This is a genomic window from Agrobacterium tumefaciens, assembly GCF_013337285.1.
GTDB lineage: Bacteria > Pseudomonadota > Alphaproteobacteria > Rhizobiales > Rhizobiaceae > Agrobacterium > Agrobacterium burrii.
In genome coordinates, this window is the sequence record NZ_SUPW01000003.1 from 317,419 (window position 1) to 333,464 (window position 16,046).

General features: G+C 59.2%; 16 protein-coding genes and 1 other RNA gene. 5 read left to right on the top strand and 12 right to left on the bottom strand.

Translation table 11 applies throughout. The features are described from left to right. Positions 1 to 38: 38 nt before the first annotated feature. The 4 genes from FCH38_RS11605 to ruvC form a co-directional block, all read right to left on the bottom strand. A complete protein-coding gene (locus tag FCH38_RS11605; RefSeq protein ID WP_336510799.1) occupies positions 39 to 230 on the bottom strand; it encodes a DUF2945 domain-containing protein in 192 nt (63 codons plus the stop codon). A 46-nt stretch (positions 231 to 276) separates the two neighbouring features. Further along, a complete protein-coding gene (ruvB, locus tag FCH38_RS11610; RefSeq protein WP_065117401.1) occupies positions 277 to 1,317 on the bottom strand; it encodes a Holliday junction branch migration DNA helicase RuvB in 1,041 nt (346 codons plus the stop codon). 128 nt (positions 1,318 to 1,445) lie between these two features. After that, positions 1,446 to 2,063 (bottom strand): Holliday junction branch migration protein RuvA, encoded by a 618-nt coding sequence (ruvA, locus tag FCH38_RS11615; RefSeq protein ID WP_149899499.1) that lies wholly within the window; start codon positions 2,061 to 2,063, stop codon positions 1,446 to 1,448. 29 nt (positions 2,064 to 2,092) lie between these two features. Beyond that, positions 2,093 to 2,605 (bottom strand): crossover junction endodeoxyribonuclease RuvC, encoded by a 513-nt coding sequence (ruvC, locus tag FCH38_RS11620; protein ID WP_174373856.1) that lies wholly within the window; start codon positions 2,603 to 2,605, stop codon positions 2,093 to 2,095. A 249-nt stretch (positions 2,606 to 2,854) separates the two neighbouring features. Here ruvC and FCH38_RS11625 point away from each other — a divergent pair, with 249 nt between their 5' ends. After that, positions 2,855 to 5,164, top strand: coding sequence for a methyl-accepting chemotaxis protein (locus FCH38_RS11625; protein ID WP_174373857.1), 2,310 nt, complete (start codon positions 2,855 to 2,857; stop codon positions 5,162 to 5,164). 126 nt (positions 5,165 to 5,290) lie between these two features. Further along, positions 5,291 to 6,292 (top strand): LLM class flavin-dependent oxidoreductase, encoded by a 1,002-nt coding sequence (locus FCH38_RS11630; RefSeq protein WP_174373858.1) that lies wholly within the window; start codon positions 5,291 to 5,293, stop codon positions 6,290 to 6,292. A gap of 56 nt (positions 6,293 to 6,348) precedes the next feature. Here the strand turns inward: FCH38_RS11630 and FCH38_RS11635 are convergent, their stop codons facing one another. Further along, entirely contained in the window at positions 6,349 to 7,095 is a 747-nt protein-coding gene (locus FCH38_RS11635; RefSeq protein ID WP_149899502.1) for a YebC/PmpR family DNA-binding transcriptional regulator, read from the bottom strand. A 197-nt stretch (positions 7,096 to 7,292) separates the two neighbouring features. Here FCH38_RS11635 and FCH38_RS11640 point away from each other — a divergent pair, with 197 nt between their 5' ends. Further along, positions 7,293 to 7,796: a pyridoxamine 5'-phosphate oxidase family protein gene (locus tag FCH38_RS11640; RefSeq protein ID WP_149899503.1), complete on the top strand. Its 504-nt coding sequence runs from the start codon at positions 7,293 to 7,295 to the stop codon at positions 7,794 to 7,796. 50 nt (positions 7,797 to 7,846) lie between these two features. Here FCH38_RS11640 and FCH38_RS11645 read toward each other — a convergent pair whose 3' ends face one another. The 7 genes from FCH38_RS11645 to FCH38_RS11675 all read right to left on the bottom strand — a co-directional run bounded on the left by FCH38_RS11645 (position 7,847) and on the right by FCH38_RS11675 (position 12,662). Next, a complete protein-coding gene (locus FCH38_RS11645) occupies positions 7,847 to 8,689 on the bottom strand; it encodes an MBL fold metallo-hydrolase (RefSeq protein WP_174373859.1) in 843 nt (280 codons plus the stop codon). A gap of 117 nt (positions 8,690 to 8,806) precedes the next feature. Beyond that, positions 8,807 to 9,631 (bottom strand): TIGR00282 family metallophosphoesterase, encoded by an 825-nt coding sequence (locus tag FCH38_RS11650; RefSeq protein WP_149899505.1) that lies wholly within the window; start codon positions 9,629 to 9,631, stop codon positions 8,807 to 8,809. A 59-nt stretch (positions 9,632 to 9,690) separates the two neighbouring features. Beyond that, positions 9,691 to 10,275 carry a 5-formyltetrahydrofolate cyclo-ligase gene (locus tag FCH38_RS11655; RefSeq protein WP_174373860.1) on the bottom strand — a complete coding sequence of 195 codons (585 nt, stop codon included), beginning with the start codon at positions 10,273 to 10,275 and terminating at the stop codon, positions 9,691 to 9,693. Beyond that, a complete protein-coding gene (locus FCH38_RS11660; RefSeq protein ID WP_174374019.1) occupies positions 10,275 to 11,537 on the bottom strand; it encodes a CNNM domain-containing protein in 1,263 nt (420 codons plus the stop codon). Before FCH38_RS11660 ends, FCH38_RS11655 begins: the two co-directional genes overlap by 1 nt. Before the next feature lie 226 nt (positions 11,538 to 11,763). Further along, positions 11,764 to 11,922, bottom strand: a non-coding RNA gene (gene ssrS, locus FCH38_RS11665) — 6S RNA. Between the two features lie 79 nt (positions 11,923 to 12,001). Beyond that, positions 12,002 to 12,379, bottom strand: coding sequence for a cell division protein ZapA (locus tag FCH38_RS11670; protein ID WP_149899509.1), 378 nt, complete (start codon positions 12,377 to 12,379; stop codon positions 12,002 to 12,004). Between the two features lie 10 nt (positions 12,380 to 12,389). After that, positions 12,390 to 12,662, bottom strand: coding sequence for a DUF4164 domain-containing protein (locus tag FCH38_RS11675; protein WP_046799912.1), 273 nt, complete (start codon positions 12,660 to 12,662; stop codon positions 12,390 to 12,392). A gap of 324 nt (positions 12,663 to 12,986) precedes the next feature. Between FCH38_RS11675 and tkt the strand changes: the two genes are divergently transcribed. Further along, positions 12,987 to 14,969, top strand: coding sequence for a transketolase (tkt, locus tag FCH38_RS11680; protein WP_174373861.1), 1,983 nt, complete (start codon positions 12,987 to 12,989; stop codon positions 14,967 to 14,969). 64 nt (positions 14,970 to 15,033) lie between these two features. Next, positions 15,034 to 16,044 carry a type I glyceraldehyde-3-phosphate dehydrogenase gene (gap, locus tag FCH38_RS11685; protein WP_174373862.1) on the top strand — a complete coding sequence of 337 codons (1,011 nt, stop codon included), beginning with the start codon at positions 15,034 to 15,036 and terminating at the stop codon, positions 16,042 to 16,044. Positions 16,045 to 16,046 lie beyond the last annotated feature (2 nt).

The following is a 16,046-nucleotide window of genomic DNA, read 5'->3' on the forward strand; positions in this document are numbered from 1 at the left end:
CGTCCTTCAATCGCCCCGCTCAAGCTCCGATCGGCTTTTCAGAACCTTTGCGCCGTCTTCCTGCTCGATAAAAAAGCGGGCTCGTCCTTGCTCGCCTTCCGCTTGATCCTGGAGCCGGCGATTACGCGCTCGACGTCATCAGTGAAGGTCTCGACAATCTTACCTTCGCCTGTCCCACGGCCCCAGTTCCAACGAACTGTCGTTCCTATGCGAAATGCCGACATAATCATCTCCTTACCAAAGACGATCAAATGCCGGCATGCCGGGCTTGTTCCCTCAATCGTCTTCCAGCGTCAGCCGGAACTGCGCGGCCTCGAGATCCTTCGGCGGCTGCATGCCGAGATGTTTCCAGGCGGTTGCGGTCAGAATGCGCCCGCGCGGTGTGCGCTGGATGAAACCCTGCTGGATCATATAGGGCTCGATGATGTCCTCGATGGCATCGCGCGGCTCAGAAAGGCCAGCTGCGATAGTTTCGATGCCGACCGGGCCGCCGCCGAAATTGACGGCGATCATGGTCAGATACCGCATGTCCAGCTGGTCGAGGCCCATATTGTCAACCAGCAACCGCGTCAAAGCCTCGTCGGCAATCTCGCGTGTCACAGCTTCTGCCCGCGCCACCTCGGCGAAATCGCGCACGCGGCGCAAAAGCCGACCGGCAATGCGCGGCGTACCCCGCGCGCGCCTTGCGATCTCCCGCGCACCGCCATCGGTCATATTGAGCCCCATCAGCCGCGCGCCACGCCGGACGATCAATTCCAGCTCATCGACCGTGTAGAAGGCGAGCCGGACGGGAATGCCGAAACGATCGCGAAGCGGTGTCGTCAGCAGGCCGAGGCGGGTCGTGGCCGCGACAAGGGTGAATTTGGACAGATCGATCTTCACCGAGCGCGCCGCCGGCCCCTCGCCGATGATGAGGTCGAGCTGGAAATCCTCCATGGCCGGATAGAGGATTTCCTCCACAGCAGGGTTTAGACGGTGGATTTCATCGATGAAAAGAACGTCGCGCTCCTCGAGATTGGTGAGAAGTGCGGCAAGATCGCCTGCCTTGGCAATGACCGGCCCTGACGTGGACTTGAAGTTGACGCCAAGCTCCTTGGCCATGATCTGCGCCAGCGTCGTCTTGCCGAGACCGGGAGGGCCGACGAACAGCACGTGATCGAGCGCCTCGCCCCGGTTCTTGGCGGCTTCAATAAATACCTTGAGATTGGCGCGGGCTTCTGCCTGGCCGGTAAAATCGTCCAGCGACTGCGGACGCAGGGTGGTGTCGATATCCTCACCGCGCTTTTCCGGGGTAATCAGTCTCTCCGCATCGCTCATTCAGGGCATTCCGTTGTTATAGCCGAATTCATCAGGTAACCGCCGCCGCTATATCATGAGTATCGCAACAAGGCGCTTCACGAAATTCAGGATAGGCCTGGGCTACACGCCCGCTTGCCAAGCCGTTCTTACCTCGAAAGTTCCTTCAGCCCCAGCCGGATCAGCTTGGCGCTATCGCCGCCCTCCCCGCCATTCTTCAGCGCGGCGGCAACCGCATTGGCGGCCTGGTCTCGTGAATAGCCGAGGTTGGTGAGCGCGGAGACCGCATCAGCCACCGGCGCGGAGGCGACGCCCTCCCCAAGTTCCTGCTTCAGCCCGATGGACGCCGAAGCATCCCCGGCGAAAGCGGGCGCCTTGTTGCGAAGTTCAGTCACGAGACGCACCGCCACTTTCGGCCCCACACCGGGCGCACGTGAAATCATCACCTTGTCCTGAAGCGCGATCGCATTGGCGAGTTCGGAGGGCGACAGGGTGGACAAGACGGCCAGCGCCACTTTCGAGCCAACCCCCTGCACGCTCTGCAGCAGGTTGAACCACTCCCGCTCCAGTGCGGAGAGAAAGCCGAACAGCTTCAACTGGTCCTCGCGCACGTAGGTTTCGATGAACAGCACCACCGCCTCTCCGGCGGAACCGATTTTCGACAGTGTGCGCGCCGAACAATAGGCGACGTAACAGACGCCGTGCACATCCACCAGCACATAATCCGCGCCGATTTCCTCAATGCTGCCCTTCAGTTTTCCGATCATGATGCCGCCCGCTCAATGAGACCTTATATTCAACCGGCCGCCAGAAGCCGCCGCATCCTGTCACCGCCGCGATTATGGGCGTGGCAGATGGCGATGGCGAGCGCGTCCGCCGCATCGTTACCCTTGAATTCGGCCTTCGGCATTAGGATTTTCAACATCATGTGAATTTGCTGCTTTTCGCCGTGCCCGACGCCGATGACCGCCTTCTTCACAGCGTTCGGCGCATATTCGAAGACCGGCAATCCCGCCCGTGCCGGAACCAGCATGGCAATGCCACGCGCCTGGCCAAGTTTCAGTGTAGCCACTGCGTCCTTGTTCACGAAAGTCTGCTCCACCGCCGCCTCATCGGGCTGGTGGTTGTGCACGATATCCGCCAGCCCGTCATGCAGCTGGCAGAGGCGGGAGGCGAGATCCATATCGCCATCCGAGGTTACCGTGCCGGAAGCGACGAACCGCAGGCTGTTGCCGAGGGTGTCGATCACACCCCAGCCGGTGCGCCGCAGTCCGGGATCGATGCCGATGATTCGAATCGTCTTTTGCATGAGTTACCTTATCTTTCCGGCTGCGACCCTGCCAGCGATAAGTGAACAAAACGACAACATTGATCAAATTTGCAACACAGCATTTACCTCTGCTTAAACCGCGTACCGCATTGTTCCCCCACAAAACCAACAAAAGGGGAGCTGCGGACATGATGATCCGCAGCACAATATTTTCGCCATATCAGCCGTCCGATGGCGCCATTCATGCATGGCGCGGGAACTGATCCGGCATTGGGGGCTGCTTCGGCCATGCTGAATCGTTTTCATTCCATATCCACCAAAGTGCTGGTGATTTTCCTGGCGCTGATGGCGATCTCCACCGGGGCTCTGACGCTGCTCGGTTATCAAAGCAGCAGTGGCGTTCTCGAAGAACAGGCGTCGAGATCCATGGAGAGCATTCTCGTCTTCCGTGGCGACATGCTTCAGGAACGCCTTGAACAGCTGAAGACGCAGGCGGACTCCATCGCCAAGATCGAAGCACTGCAAATGGCTGTTGTTTCCATGCGCAGCGGCTGGGCGACCGTACAGAAGAATTCCGGTGACGCAAAAGCGGAACTGCAGCGTGTTTTCGTCAGGGAAAATCCCTTTGGTGAAAAGGAAAAGCTGATCAAGCCGGAAAGCCCAAGCGGCTTTTATTATTCGACCCATGAAAAGACCCAGACGGATATCGGCGGATATCTGCAGGGAACGCCGTTCAGCGACATCCTCTTCATCGATCCAGCCGGCACGGTCTATTACTCTTATCTGAAGGGAGCGGCCTTTGCGGAAACCGTGACCGGCGGCGTCTGGGCGGAAAGCGGCCTCGGCGCGGCATTTGCACGCGGCACCGCGAATGCCGAAAAAGCCGTCAACGACATGGCACAAACCAGTTTCTCCGGCTTGCGGATCGACACAGCAACAAAAGAGGCCGGTATTTATTTCGGCGTTCCGGTCGTCAAGTTCGGTGCCTTCAAGGGCATCGTCCTCTTCCGCGTCAAGGAAGACGTGTTCAGCCAGATACTCGCAAAGGGCATCGCGGCCGGCAGCTCCGAACAATCGGCAATCATCTCGGCCGATGGCAAGGTTTTGGGCGAGCAGGGCGAAAAGCTCATCGGTCTCGACCCGGCAATCTACGGTTTCCATGGACAGGCGCTGAACGCCACCGGCATGACGATTGCCAAAATCGACCGCCCGGATGGTGAGGCCAATGCCTATGCCCGTCCCTTCTCCTTTGCAGGTGAAAAATATCTCGCCGTCGAAAGCATGTTGCGCAGCGAGTTGAACGCGGGTTCCATCTCGATTGCCGGCACACTTGCCGTGATCGGCCTTTGCGTTCTGGCCGCCATGTGCGCGGCGACGGCCTTTTTTGCGCGCCGCCTGTTCGCCCCGCTGGAAAAGCTCGCCGGGCTGACCGGCGAGGTGGCGGCAGGTCGTCTTGATGCGGAAATTGGCAATCAGGACCGGAAGGATGAGATCGGCCGCATGGCGCGGGCGCTCGGCAGTTTCCGTGAAAAGCTAATTCTGCAGCGGGAGATGGAAGAGACCGCAGCGCGCACGCAGGAGGAAGCCGAAGCAGCCCGCCGTGCACATCTTGAGCAGCGCGAGGCCGAGGCCGGTGCACTGCAGATGGTCGTGCAGTCTCTGGACGAAGGTCTGGACCGGCTGGCCAATGGCAATCTTGCCTATCGTATCGACACCGTATTCCCCGAGGATCTCGAAAGCCTGCGCCACAACTTCAATACGGCGCTTGCCCGGCTGAGCGAAACCATGCAGGCCATCGGCGGCAATTCCACAGCCGTTCGTGGCGGCTCCGAAGAAATGCGAGTGGGCGCCGACCAGCTGGCGGAGCGCACCGAGCGGCAGGCAGCCTCCATTACCGAGACGGCAAGCGCCATCAAGGCCATCACAGAGGCCGTCCGCGACCAGATCGAACGTGCCGAACAGGCAACGCGGATCGCCCATGATGCCAGCACGGAAGCGACGGCATCCAGCCGCGTGATGGAGCAGACCATCGCCGCCATGGAGGCGATCCAGACCTCATCGCGCCAGATCAACCAGATCATCGGCGTCATCGATGAAATTGCCTTCCAGACCAACCTTCTCGCATTGAATGCGGGTGTGGAAGCCGCCCGCGCTGGCGACGCCGGCAGGGGTTTTGCCGTCGTGGCGCAGGAAGTCCGCGAACTGGCACAGCGTTCGGCCGCCGCCGCCAAGGAAATCTCCAGCCTGCTGAAACGCTCCACCGACGAGGTTTCCGCAGGTGTTGTGTTAGTCGAAAAGGCGGGCGCGTCACTCACCGGCATCGGCAAGCATGTACAGACCATCAGTTCCCGCATCGAGGAGATAATGGAATCGACCCGCGAGGAAGCGCAAACGCTTGCCGAAATCAATGGCACCGTCACCAGCCTCGACACCATGACCCAGCAAAATGCCGCCATGGTGGAGGAAACGACGGCCGCCATTCATAACCTCGCTTCCGAAGCGGGCGAGATGGACGGCAGGCTCGGACAATTCGTGCTGGCCACTGACGGGCAAGCGGCGCGACATGGCAAAACCCGTCAATTCCGGCGGGCCGGCTGAGTAAGGGGCCTCTTCGGAGGCCCCATTTTTTTTGAACCATCCATCAATTCTATGCGACTTCTATGGTAAATCGGGACACGCGCCTTACATCCGCAGCAAAGATTTGAATTTACGCAGGAGCGTCGGATGATCCCCTTTTCCATTCTCGACCTTTCGCCCATCGGCGAAGGCGAGAGCGTCAGTGAGGCGCTTGAAAATTCCCGCCGCATGGCAATCAAGGCCGAAGACCACGGCTATAACCGCGTCTGGCTGGCGGAACATCACGGCATGCCGGGTATTGCCAGTGCTGCGACATCGCTCGTCATCGCCCATGTGGGGGCAGCCACGAAACATATCCGTGTCGGCTCCGGCGGCATCATGCTGCCCAACCACTCCCCTCTCGTGATTGCCGAGCAGTTCGGCACGCTTGCAGCGCTGCTGCCCGGCCGGGTCGATCTTGGTCTTGGCCGCGCGCCCGGAACCGACATGCGAACGGCAAGGGCGCTTCGCCGCAATCTCGATGCCGGTGCGGAAAACTTCCCGCAGGACATCATCGAGTTGCAGCGTTACCTCGGCCCGCCGCAGCAGGATCAGGCCATCCTTGCAGTGCCGGGCATGAATTCCAACGTGCCACTGTGGCTGCTCGGCTCCAGCACCTACAGCGCGCATCTCGCCGCGGCACTTGGCCTGCCCTATTCCTTTGCATCTCATTTTGCCCCTGACATGCTGATGGAAGCGATCCATATCTATCGCGAGCGCTTCCAGCCTTCGGAGGTGCTGGACAAGCCCTATGTGATGGTGGGTGTGATGGGTGTCGGCGCTGAGACGGACGAGGAAGCGCAACATCTCTTCACCTCGTCGCAGCAGCAATTCGTCAATCTGCGCCGCAACGTGCGCACTCCGTTCCCGAAGCCGGTGCACAGCATGGATGATTACTGGAATGAAATGGAGCGTTTCTCGGTGGAGCACACATTGCGTTTCGCCGCAGTTGGCTCGCCGGAAACGATCGGGCGCCATCTCGGTGGTTTCCTTGCCGAAACGCAGGCAGACGAACTAATCGTATCGATGCCGATCCACGATATCGACAAACGTCTGCGTTCCGTGGAAATTTTCGCCGATGTGCGAAGTTCCATCAGGAAGGCTGCCTAAACAAAAAGCCCCGGAGCGAAAACGCTGCCGGGGCTTTTTTTAAAAAATCTGAAACGTCAGGCGGAAAGCTTGGCGAGAATTTCTTCGGAAACCTCGAAGTTGGAATAGACGCTCTGCACGTCGTCATCGTCTTCGAGATTGTCGATGAGCTTCATCAGCGACTGCGCCTTTTCTTCGTCCACTGGCACCGTGTTCTGCGGCTTCCAGATGGCCTTGACGCTTTCGGCTTCGCCAAGCACGCCTTCCAGCGCCTTGGAAACCTCGTTCATCGCTTCGAAACCGCAGATGATGGTGTGGCCGTCTTCGGAAGATTCGACATCGTCAGCACCCGCTTCGATGGCCGCTTCCATAACCTTGTCGGCATCGCCAACTTCCGCCTTGTAGGTGATTTCGCCAACGCGGTCGAAGGAGAAGGACACCGAGCCGGTTTCGCCGAGTGCGCCGCCAGCCTTGGTGAAGATGGAGCGTACGTTGGAGGCGGTGCGGTTGCGGTTGTCGGTCAGGGCCTCGACAACGACGGCAACGCCACCCGGGCCGTAACCCTCGTAACGGACTTCATCGTAGTTTTCGCTGTCTGCACCGGAAGCCTTCTTGATGGCGCGCTCGATATTGTCCTTCGGCATGGACTGGGCCTTGGCGTTCTGGATTGCCAGACGCAGGCGTGCGTTCATGTTCGGGTCGGGCATGCCCGTTTTTGCCGCAACGGTGATTTCACGCGCAAGCTTGGAAAACATTTTGGACCGAACGGAGTCCTGCTTGCCCTTGCGGTGCATGATGTTCTTGAACTGTGAATGACCAGCCATGGAAAACCTGATTGCCTAAATTTGGAGATTGCGGGCCTTATAAGTGCGATACGCCCGTCGTTCAACCCCGCAGGCACTTTCTCTTCCGTGAACAATAGAAGGAACTGATTTATCCGCTCCTCGTTTTGATCATGAACGCAGCAGATGAGGAGATGGTTTTCTCCCCGTCGCAGCATCAGACCGGAAGGAGAAAACATATGGTCAGCCTGACTGAAGCACGAGAAGCCCCGGCCCGTCAGCTCTGGGACGAAATCAATTCCGTCCATGCCGGCATGCTCGGTCTCGAGGGCCTGCACAACCACATGCAGCCCATGGCGCCTCATGCTGACCCAAAGACCAACACCATCTGGTTTTTCTCCAAAAAAGACACCGATCTTGTGAAATCGCTGAAGTCCGGCTCACGCGCGCATTTCTGCGTCATCGGCAAGGATCACGACTATCACGCCTGCCTTTCCGGAGTTCTGGAGACGCGTGACGACAGGTCGAAGATCGACGAATACTGGAACTCTGTCACCGCCGCCTGGTTCGAGCATGGCAAGACCGATCCGCAGCTGACGATGCTGGCGCTTCATGTCGATGATGCTGATATCTGGGCCTCGACCGACAGCACGCTGAAATTCGGCTGGGAAATCGCCAAGGCCAACATGTCGGATGACAAGACACCGGATGTCGGCGTCCGCCAACATCTTTCCTTCGCCTAGTTCCGCCCCCGATTTATCGGCTCCCCCGGCCTTCCTCGCCCGTCGCCAGACTACATGCCCTTGGGCACCAATATCTGCGGTTGGCGGGGAAGGTTTCTCATCGAAACCCGGATTACCGGATCGGTGGCATAGGCAATCTGGAAACTTTCGCCGAACATGGTCAGAAATTGCTCGAGCGGCGCCCCGGTACGGTGCATCGGCAGGATGAGCGCTGAGCGCAGACGCTTCACCACCCGGCTCATGCTGTCGGCTCCCATGGTCAGACCGCCATCCACCGGCACCATCAGCACATCCAGACGTCCAATCTCAGCGTAATGCGTATCCGTCAATTCATGATGCAGGTGGCCAAGATGGCCGATACAAAGTCCTGCAACTTCGAAGATGAAGATGGAATTGCCGTTTTCCTGGAAGGATTCGTAGTCACCCCAGCGGTTGCGGATATCGGTCGCGACGTTGCGGATATAGACATCGCCCACCAGAACCTTGTGCTCGGCCTTTTCTCCCGGCGTATCACTCCAGCCATGCAGCACGTGTTGAATGGCCGGATCCGGGTTCAGGGTGAAATGGGTCGAATGCGCCCGGTTCATCGTCACCACGGTCGGGGTAAAGGGAGGGCGGTAGACGCCATTATAGTCGGTGGCGATCGTCACCCCACCGGGGCTTTCGATCAGATAGGTGGAATGGCCGATAAAGCTGATCTTCACTTCTTCCCGCGAAGCGGCCTGGGCAAGCTGAGCCCCGGGTGGATTGAAGCTGGCGAACATCACACCGGGAATATTGCGGGCAATCGCCTGGCACTGGCTGACGGGCGGGCGGCTTTCCGCCTGGGCAAAGGTCACTCCCGCGCAGGTGAGCAATCCCGTTATTGCAAGCATTAGCACGCGTAGCATCATGCCACTCTCCTGAACTTGCGAAGGCTCGGAGGATGAGACAGGTTTTGCCGGGCGTCCAGTTGCAAGAGTGGCGGGAACGCTCACAATCTCGTCATTGTGAGCATCGCTGAAGGAAGGTCAGGCCCAGAAAGACGGTAGGGTTTCGGCAAGCCGCGGTCCGATGCGCAGCGGCGCAATCTTTTCAGCGAGGCCAGTACGGTCGGAAATCTCCACACCGACGCCGCAGATCGTCGCAGGCCCGCTTGCCGCCTCAAATCGCCCCTTCGGCATCTTGGAGATGAAGCGGTTGATCGGCTCTTCCTTCTCCATACCGAGCGAGCTGTCATAATCACCGCACATGCCGGCATCCGACATATATGCCGTTCCGCCATTCAATATCTGGGCGTCAGCGGTCGGCACGTGGGTATGGGTGCCGACAACGAAGCTTGCACGGCCATCAACGAAATGGCCGAAACACTGCTTTTCGCTGGTCGCCTCGGCATGGAAGTCGAAAATGATGGCATCGGCCTGCTCTTTCAGCGGGCAGGCGGCAAGAATAGTCTCGGCCGACTTGAAGGGATCATCAAGCTCGGGATGCATGAACACCCGCCCCATGATGTTGGCGACGAGGATACGTGCGCCATTACGGGCGTAAAAAATGCCAGAGCCCTTGCCCGGCGTACCGTCAGGATAATTGGCGGGCCGCAGGAACTGGTCATGGCGCTCGCAGAAGGAAACCGCTTCTTTCTGGTCCCAGACATGGTTGCCCGTCGTCACCACATCGGCGCCGGCATTGATGGTCTCGAGATAAATATCCTCGGTAATGCCGAAACCGCCGGCGGCGTTTTCACCGTTGACGATGACAAAATCGAGCTTCAGATCGGAAATCAGTCCCGGCAACCTGTCCCAGACCGCCGTGCGTCCGGTCTTGCCAACCATATCTCCGAGAAAAAGAAGTCTCATTCACCGCCTCGTTTGCGTATGTTCTTTGGATTGCGTCCCTCTAGCGGGTAATCCGTGTTTTAAAAAGTGCTAAAGCGCCGCAGGCCGCTCTCCGTCAGAATTGCATCAAGCGGCACGTCATGCGGCTCCGCCGGCACCGACGGTACTTCCTGACAATCAAAGGCGACACCGATGAGAACGGGGCTCCGACCCTTGCCATGCAATCGCGCAATGGCGCGGTCATAGTGGCCCGCGCCATAACCGATACGCTGACCCTGACCGTCGAAAACAGACAGCGGCACGAGCAGAATATCCGGATCGAGAACATCCGCATCCACCCCCGGCCCGGTCGTGCCGAAGCCGGTCTTCACCAGTGTGGTATCCGCCTCGAAGGCGCGGAAAACGATGGTTTCGCGGTCCAGTACAACGGGAAGCACAAGACGCCCTCCGCTCGTCCGCAGCGCCTCCATCAGCGGCCGGATATCGGCCTCGGAACGGATCGGCATGAAACCGGAAATGATCGCGCCCGGCGCAAAGGGGATGGCGGATGCGCCATTGGCGGTGATCGCCCGGCTCTTTTCCTGCCGCTCGGCTAACGTCAGAGCATCGCGCGCGGCAAGCCTTTCGCCGCGCAGTCTCGCTTTTTCGGCAATGTCGCCAGACATCAGGCGGCCCGGCTCACGAGCACCTTGTCGATACGATGGCCGTCGAGGTCGATAACCTCGAAACGCCAGCCGTTGCGAGTGATATGCTCGCCCAGTTCCGGCAGACGACGGAACTCATCCAGCACCAGACCGGCAACGGTCTCGAACTCGGCATCCTCGTCAATCTGGAAGCCCATGCGGTAAGCGAACTCATCGGCCGGCATCCAGCCGGCGACAAGGAACGAACCGTCCTCGCGCTCGACCATGGCCGGCTCCTCGTCGTTATCTTCCTGGAAGGCACCGGTGATGGCCTCCAGAACGTCGCCGGAGCTGACGATGCCTTCGAAATGGCCGTATTCGTCGTATACCAGCACCATATGCACCGTGGAACGGCGCAGAGACTGGATGACGTCCACAGCACTCGTCAGGTCCGAGACAACGGGAACTTCGCGCAGAAGCTCGCGGACATCCAGCTCCTTGCCGGAGGCAAGCGCATCAAAGGCGTCCTTGGCGAAAAGCACGCCGAGAATTTCATCGGAAGCGCCGTTGCGTACCGGCAGGCGCGAACGCTGCGTCTGGCGAAGCTGCTCCCGGATTTCCTCCGCGCTGTCTTCGATATCGACCACTTCCACATCGCGGCGCGGCGTCATCAAGCCGCGTGCATTGCGGTCCGCCAAGCGCATGACGCTGGTGATCATCGCCGATTCCTCGGTTTCGATCACGCCGGCGCTGTGCGCCTCGGCCAGTACGGTGCGGATTTCGTCGTCGGTCACCGAGGCGTTGGACTCACCACTATGGCCGAGAAGGGCCAGAACAGCCTTGCCGGATCTGTCGAGCAACCACACCAGCGGCGCGCCAACCCGCGAAAGCATCACCATGGTGGGCGCGACACGAGCGGCAATCTTTTCAGGATCGCGCAAGGCGATCTGCTTGGGCACCAGCTCGCCGACAATCAGCGACAGATATGTGATGGCGATGACGACTGAGCCGACACCGATTGCATCGGCAGCACGATCAGGAACGCCCTGCTCCAGAAGCCATGAGGTGAAACGGGCGCCAAGTGTGGCGCCGGAAAATGCGCCGGAGAGAACGCCAACCAGCGTGATGCCGATCTGCACCGTGGAAAGAAAACGTCCGGGATTGTCGGAAAGGCCGAGCGCCATGGTGGCGCCCCTGCTGCCTTGCGCTGCAAGCACCTTGAGCCTCGCCGGTCTGGAGGAGACAACGGCAAGCTCGGACATGGCAAGCACACCGTTCAATACGGTGAGCAGGACCACGATCATAATTTCAGTAAACAAGTTTAGCTCTTTGGGCTGTTGAACGGCACGTCGCGGTTTTGGCCGCAGCGCCCTTTAAAAGGGCATGACAGACATACCAATCCGGATAATAGGGAATTGTTCCGCTATTGCAATGACGGCAATGTAAAAAAGCCGCATCCGGCAGCAGTGAAAAATAACTGTCGACGATAAAATAGTCAGGTGAAGAACCGGGGTTAACCCAAAACTTCAAGTGCGATCCACGGCGACCGATGGAGATTTACGATCCTGGGTGCCTACAAATGTAGGTGGGCACCGTGTGTCCAGCCCCACGGGACTGGCCAGGGACAGCTCCCTTTGGATCGAGTATGGCCCCAGGGATTGTGGTTCCTGTCGGGAAGCGCAGAACGCATCCAAGATATAGGACGGATCGGATAAAACCGCCAGAGGGCGCGGTGCGAAATTTTGCCGCCTCAGAACTCTTCAGCCAGTCAATGCGCTGCGGGCTTCGGTCGGGCCAGCAATTTGTCGGTTATCCCGTTCAGGCGCTCAGCCAGATCGCCGATGGCAAGCGCCACCATTTCGTCCGATTTCGCCTTGTGCTCGGCCATGCCATCGCGGTTGCGGGAAAGGGAGGTAACTTCGCCTTCCAGCTTCTCGAGCTTGCGGTTGATTTCGGAAAGCTCATCCATCACCATGATGCCGGCCATGACGGTGAGCCTGAGATCACCGATTTCACCGAACTGGCTCTTGAGGTGCCCGACGTAACGGTCAAAACGCGTGGCAAGGTCGGTCAGGTGATCTTCCTGCCCCGCCTCGCACGCCATGCGATAGGCCTTGCCGTCGATCATAACAGTGACTTGCGCCATGAAACGGCTCCTATCGATCCAGCACCGCGCGGATTGTCTCCATCGCCGTCACCAGACGGCGGGAAACCTCGCGATTGACTTCTTCAAGACGGTTGGCGCGAAACTCGGCCTGATCCAGTTCCTGCGCCAGCCTGGCGCGGTCAACATGGACCCGTTTGACCTCATTATCGATCTCGCCCGTCTCCCTTTGCCGCTCGATACGCATATCGATGGCATTTTCGAGATTTGTGATGGCAGCATTCAGCTCCGTCAGCGCAGATTGTACGGTCTTCTCAGCCGACATCGTTTTTTCCAACTCGCACGCAACCGGCCGAATCGTCCGGTTTCAGGCCTTTTCCACATTCAAGAGGTTATTACCCGATTTATCATCCCGTCAATCAAACCAGTGCATTGAGGCGTTTTGCTCTGTGGATGAACGAAGAAGTGCCGGCCCATATCGCACGAATTTTGTTGGGACACCCGATTTTCTAAACGATTTTTTCTCCCGCAGCGAACCGCAAACGCCCGTGGATTTATTGACTTGCCTGCCTCACCTGCTATGGATCAACCCGCTTTTTGGATAGTTGCGTAAAACTATCTCCTTTCACCCGGAACAGACGGAAAAGCCATGATTTCTCGCGACAAACACAACCGGATGGCAAATGCGATCCGCTTTCTTGCCATGGATGCAGTGGAGAAGGCCAATTCAGGCCACCCCGGTCTGCCGATGGGCGCCGCCGATGTCGCCACCGTTCTTTTCACCCGCTATCTGAAATTCGATCCCAAAGCATCGCTGTGGCCGGATCGTGACCGCTTCGTGCTGTCTGCGGGCCATGGTTCGATGCTTCTTTACTCGCTGCTCTATTTGACGGGCTACGAGGACATGACGATCGACGAAATCAAGCGTTTCCGTCAGTTCGGCTCCAAGACCGCCGGCCATCCCGAATATGGCCATGCGACCGGCATCGAAACCACCACCGGCCCGCTCGGCCAGGGCATCGCCAACGCCGTCGGCATGGCAATCGCCGAGCGCAAGCTGGAAGAAGAATTCGGCTCCGACCTGCAGAGCCACTTCACCTATGTGCTGTGCGGCGACGGCTGCCTCATGGAAGGCATCAGCCACGAAGCCATCGCGCTTGCCGGCCACCTGAAGCTCAACAAGCTCGTTCTGTTCTGGGATGACAACAACATCACCATCGACGGTGAAGTGGGTCTTTCCGACAGCACCGACCAGATCGCCCGCTTCAACGCGGTTCACTGGAACACCATCCGCGTCGATGGCCATGATCCGGACGCGATTGCCGCCGCCATCGAAGCTGCGCAGAAATCCGATCGCCCGACCTTCATCGCCTGCAAGACCGTTATCGGCTTCGGCGCGCCCAACAAGCAGGGCACCCACAAGGTTCACGGCAACCCGCTCGGCGCAGAAGAAATTGCCGCTGCCCGCAAGAGCCTCAACTGGGAAGCCGAAGCTTTCGTCATTCCGGAAGACGTGCTCGATGCATGGCGTCTCGCCGGCCTGCGCTCCACCAAGACCCGCCAGGACTGGGAAGCCCGCCTCGAAGCTACTGAAGCCGGCAAGAAGGCCGAGTTCAAGCGTCGCTTCGCCGGCGATCTGCCCGGCAACTTCGACAGCTCCATCGATGCCTTCAAGAAGAAGATCATCGACAACAACCCGACGGTTGCCACACGCAAGGCCTCCGAAGACGCGCTCGAAATCATCAACGGCATTTTGCCGGAAATGGTCGGCGGTTCGGCTGACCTGACGCCGTCCAACAACACCAAGACCAGCCAGATGAAGTCCATCACGCCGAGCGACTTCTCCGGCCGTTACCTGCATTACGGCATCCGCGAACACGGCATGGCGGCGGCAATGAACGGCATCGCGCTGCATGGCGGTCTCATCCCCTATGCCGGCGGCTTCCTGATCTTCTCGGACTATTGCCGTCCGTCGATCCGCCTTGCCGCACTCATGGGCATCCGCGTCGTCCACGTTCTGACGCATGATTCCATCGGCGTCGGCGAAGACGGCCCGACCCACCAGCCGGTGGAGCAGATCGCGGCACTCCGTGCTATTCCGAACCTTCTCCTCTTCCGCCCGGCGGATGAAACCGAGACGGCGGAATGCTGGCAGCTGGCTCTCGAGCAGAAGCATCGCCCGTCCGCGCTGGCGCTTACCCGCCAGAATCTGACGCCTTCGCGCAAGGAATATGAAGAGAAGAACCTTTCCGCTTACGGCGCTTACGAGCTCGTATCGGCAAGCGACGCGAAGGTTTCGATCTTCGCTTCCGGTTCGGAAGTCGAAGTGGCGCTGAAAGCCGCCGCAACGCTGAAGGACAACGGCATTTCGGCCCGCGTCGTCTCCGTTCCCTGCTTCGAACTCTTCAAGGAACAGCCGGAAACCTATCGCAACGCCATCATCGGCAAGGCTCCTGTCAAGATCGCGGTGGAAGCCGCCATCCGCCAGGGCTGGGATTATTTCATCGGCTCCAACGGTGCTTTCGTCGGCATGCATTCCTTCGGTGCATCCGCGCCGGCGAAGGATCTCTTCAAGCACTTCGGCATCACGGCGGAAGCCGTTGTCGCCGCAGTCGAGGCAAAACTTGCATGAGGGCTTCCCAGCCCTCACTAATTTCAGCAAAGACCACGCACATATCTTGTTCGGGAGACTGTAAATGACTGTAAAAGTTGCCATTAACGGCTTCGGCCGCATCGGCCGCAATGTTCTGCGCGCCATCGTCGAGTCCGGCCGCACCGATATCGAAGTCGTTGCCATCAACGACCTCGGCCCGGTTGAAACCAACGCGCACCTGCTGCGCTACGATTCGATCCATGGCAAGTTCCCGGCTGACGTGAAGGTCGAAGGCGACACGATCACCGTTGGTGGTGGCAAGCCGATCAAGGTAACGGCTGTTCGTGATCCGGCAACGCTGCCGCACAAGGAACTGGGTGTCGACATCGCGCTCGAATGCACGGGCATCTTCACCGCCCGCGACAAGGCCGCCGCTCACCTGACGGCCGGCGCAAAGCGCGTTATCGTGTCTGCTCCAGCGGACGGCGCTGATCTCACCGTCGTTTTCGGCGTCAATGACGACCAGCTGACCAAGGACCATCTGGTCATCTCCAACGCGTCCTGCACCACCAACTGCCTGGTGCCGGTTGTGAAGGTTCTCGATGACGTCGTTGGTATCGATCATGGCTTCATGACCACGATCCACTCCTACACGGGCGACCAGCCGACGCTGGACACCATGCACAAGGATCTGTACCGCGCCCGCGCCGCAGCCCTTTCCATGATCCCGACCTCGACGGGTGCAGCCAAGGCCGTTGGCCTCGTTCTGCCGCACCTGAAGGGCAAGCTGGACGGCACGTCTATCCGTGTTCCGACCCCGAACGTTTCGGTTGTCGACTTCAAGTTCATTGCCAAGCGCGACACGAGCGTTGAGGAAATCAACGAAGCGATCAAGTCCGCTTCCAATGGCAAGCTGAAGGGCATTCTCGGCTATACCGAAGAGCCGCTGGTTTCCCGCGACTTCAACCATGACAGCCATTCGTCGATTTTCGCGATCGACCAGACCAAGGTCATGGAAGGCCGGTTCGTGCGCGTTCTGTCGTGGTACGACAATGAGTGGGGCTTCTCCAACCGCATGTCGGACACAGCCGTCGCCTTCGCGAAGACCATCTGAGC

Excerpts from the sequence above, each read along its gene's own strand:
- FCH38_RS11605 (WP_336510799.1), bottom strand. The coding sequence starts at position 230 with ATGATTATGTCGGCATTTCGCATAGGAACGACAGTTCGTTGGAACTGG.
- ruvB (WP_065117401.1), bottom strand. The coding sequence starts at position 1,317 with ATGAGCGATGCGGAGAGACTGATTACCCCGGAAAAGCGCGGTGAGGAT.
- ruvA (WP_149899499.1), bottom strand. The coding sequence starts at position 2,063 with ATGATCGGAAAACTGAAGGGCAGCATTGAGGAAATCGGCGCGGATTAT.
- ruvC (WP_174373856.1), bottom strand. The coding sequence starts at position 2,605 with ATGCAAAAGACGATTCGAATCATCGGCATCGATCCCGGACTGCGGCGC.
- FCH38_RS11625 (WP_174373857.1), top strand. The coding sequence starts at position 2,855 with ATGCTGAATCGTTTTCATTCCATATCCACCAAAGTGCTGGTGATTTTC.
- FCH38_RS11630 (WP_174373858.1), top strand. The coding sequence starts at position 5,291 with ATGATCCCCTTTTCCATTCTCGACCTTTCGCCCATCGGCGAAGGCGAG.
- FCH38_RS11635 (WP_149899502.1), bottom strand. The coding sequence starts at position 7,095 with ATGGCTGGTCATTCACAGTTCAAGAACATCATGCACCGCAAGGGCAAG.
- FCH38_RS11640 (WP_149899503.1), top strand. The coding sequence starts at position 7,293 with ATGGTCAGCCTGACTGAAGCACGAGAAGCCCCGGCCCGTCAGCTCTGG.
- FCH38_RS11645 (WP_174373859.1), bottom strand. The coding sequence starts at position 8,689 with ATGATGCTACGCGTGCTAATGCTTGCAATAACGGGATTGCTCACCTGC.
- FCH38_RS11650 (WP_149899505.1), bottom strand. The coding sequence starts at position 9,631 with ATGAGACTTCTTTTTCTCGGAGATATGGTTGGCAAGACCGGACGCACG.
- FCH38_RS11655 (WP_174373860.1), bottom strand. The coding sequence starts at position 10,275 with ATGTCTGGCGACATTGCCGAAAAAGCGAGACTGCGCGGCGAAAGGCTT.
- FCH38_RS11660 (WP_174374019.1), bottom strand. The coding sequence starts at position 11,537 with ATGATCGTGGTCCTGCTCACCGTATTGAACGGTGTGCTTGCCATGTCC.
- FCH38_RS11670 (WP_149899509.1), bottom strand. The coding sequence starts at position 12,379 with ATGGCGCAAGTCACTGTTATGATCGACGGCAAGGCCTATCGCATGGCG.
- FCH38_RS11675 (WP_046799912.1), bottom strand. The coding sequence starts at position 12,662 with ATGTCGGCTGAGAAGACCGTACAATCTGCGCTGACGGAGCTGAATGCT.
- tkt (WP_174373861.1), top strand. The coding sequence starts at position 12,987 with ATGATTTCTCGCGACAAACACAACCGGATGGCAAATGCGATCCGCTTT.
- gap (WP_174373862.1), top strand. The coding sequence starts at position 15,034 with ATGACTGTAAAAGTTGCCATTAACGGCTTCGGCCGCATCGGCCGCAAT.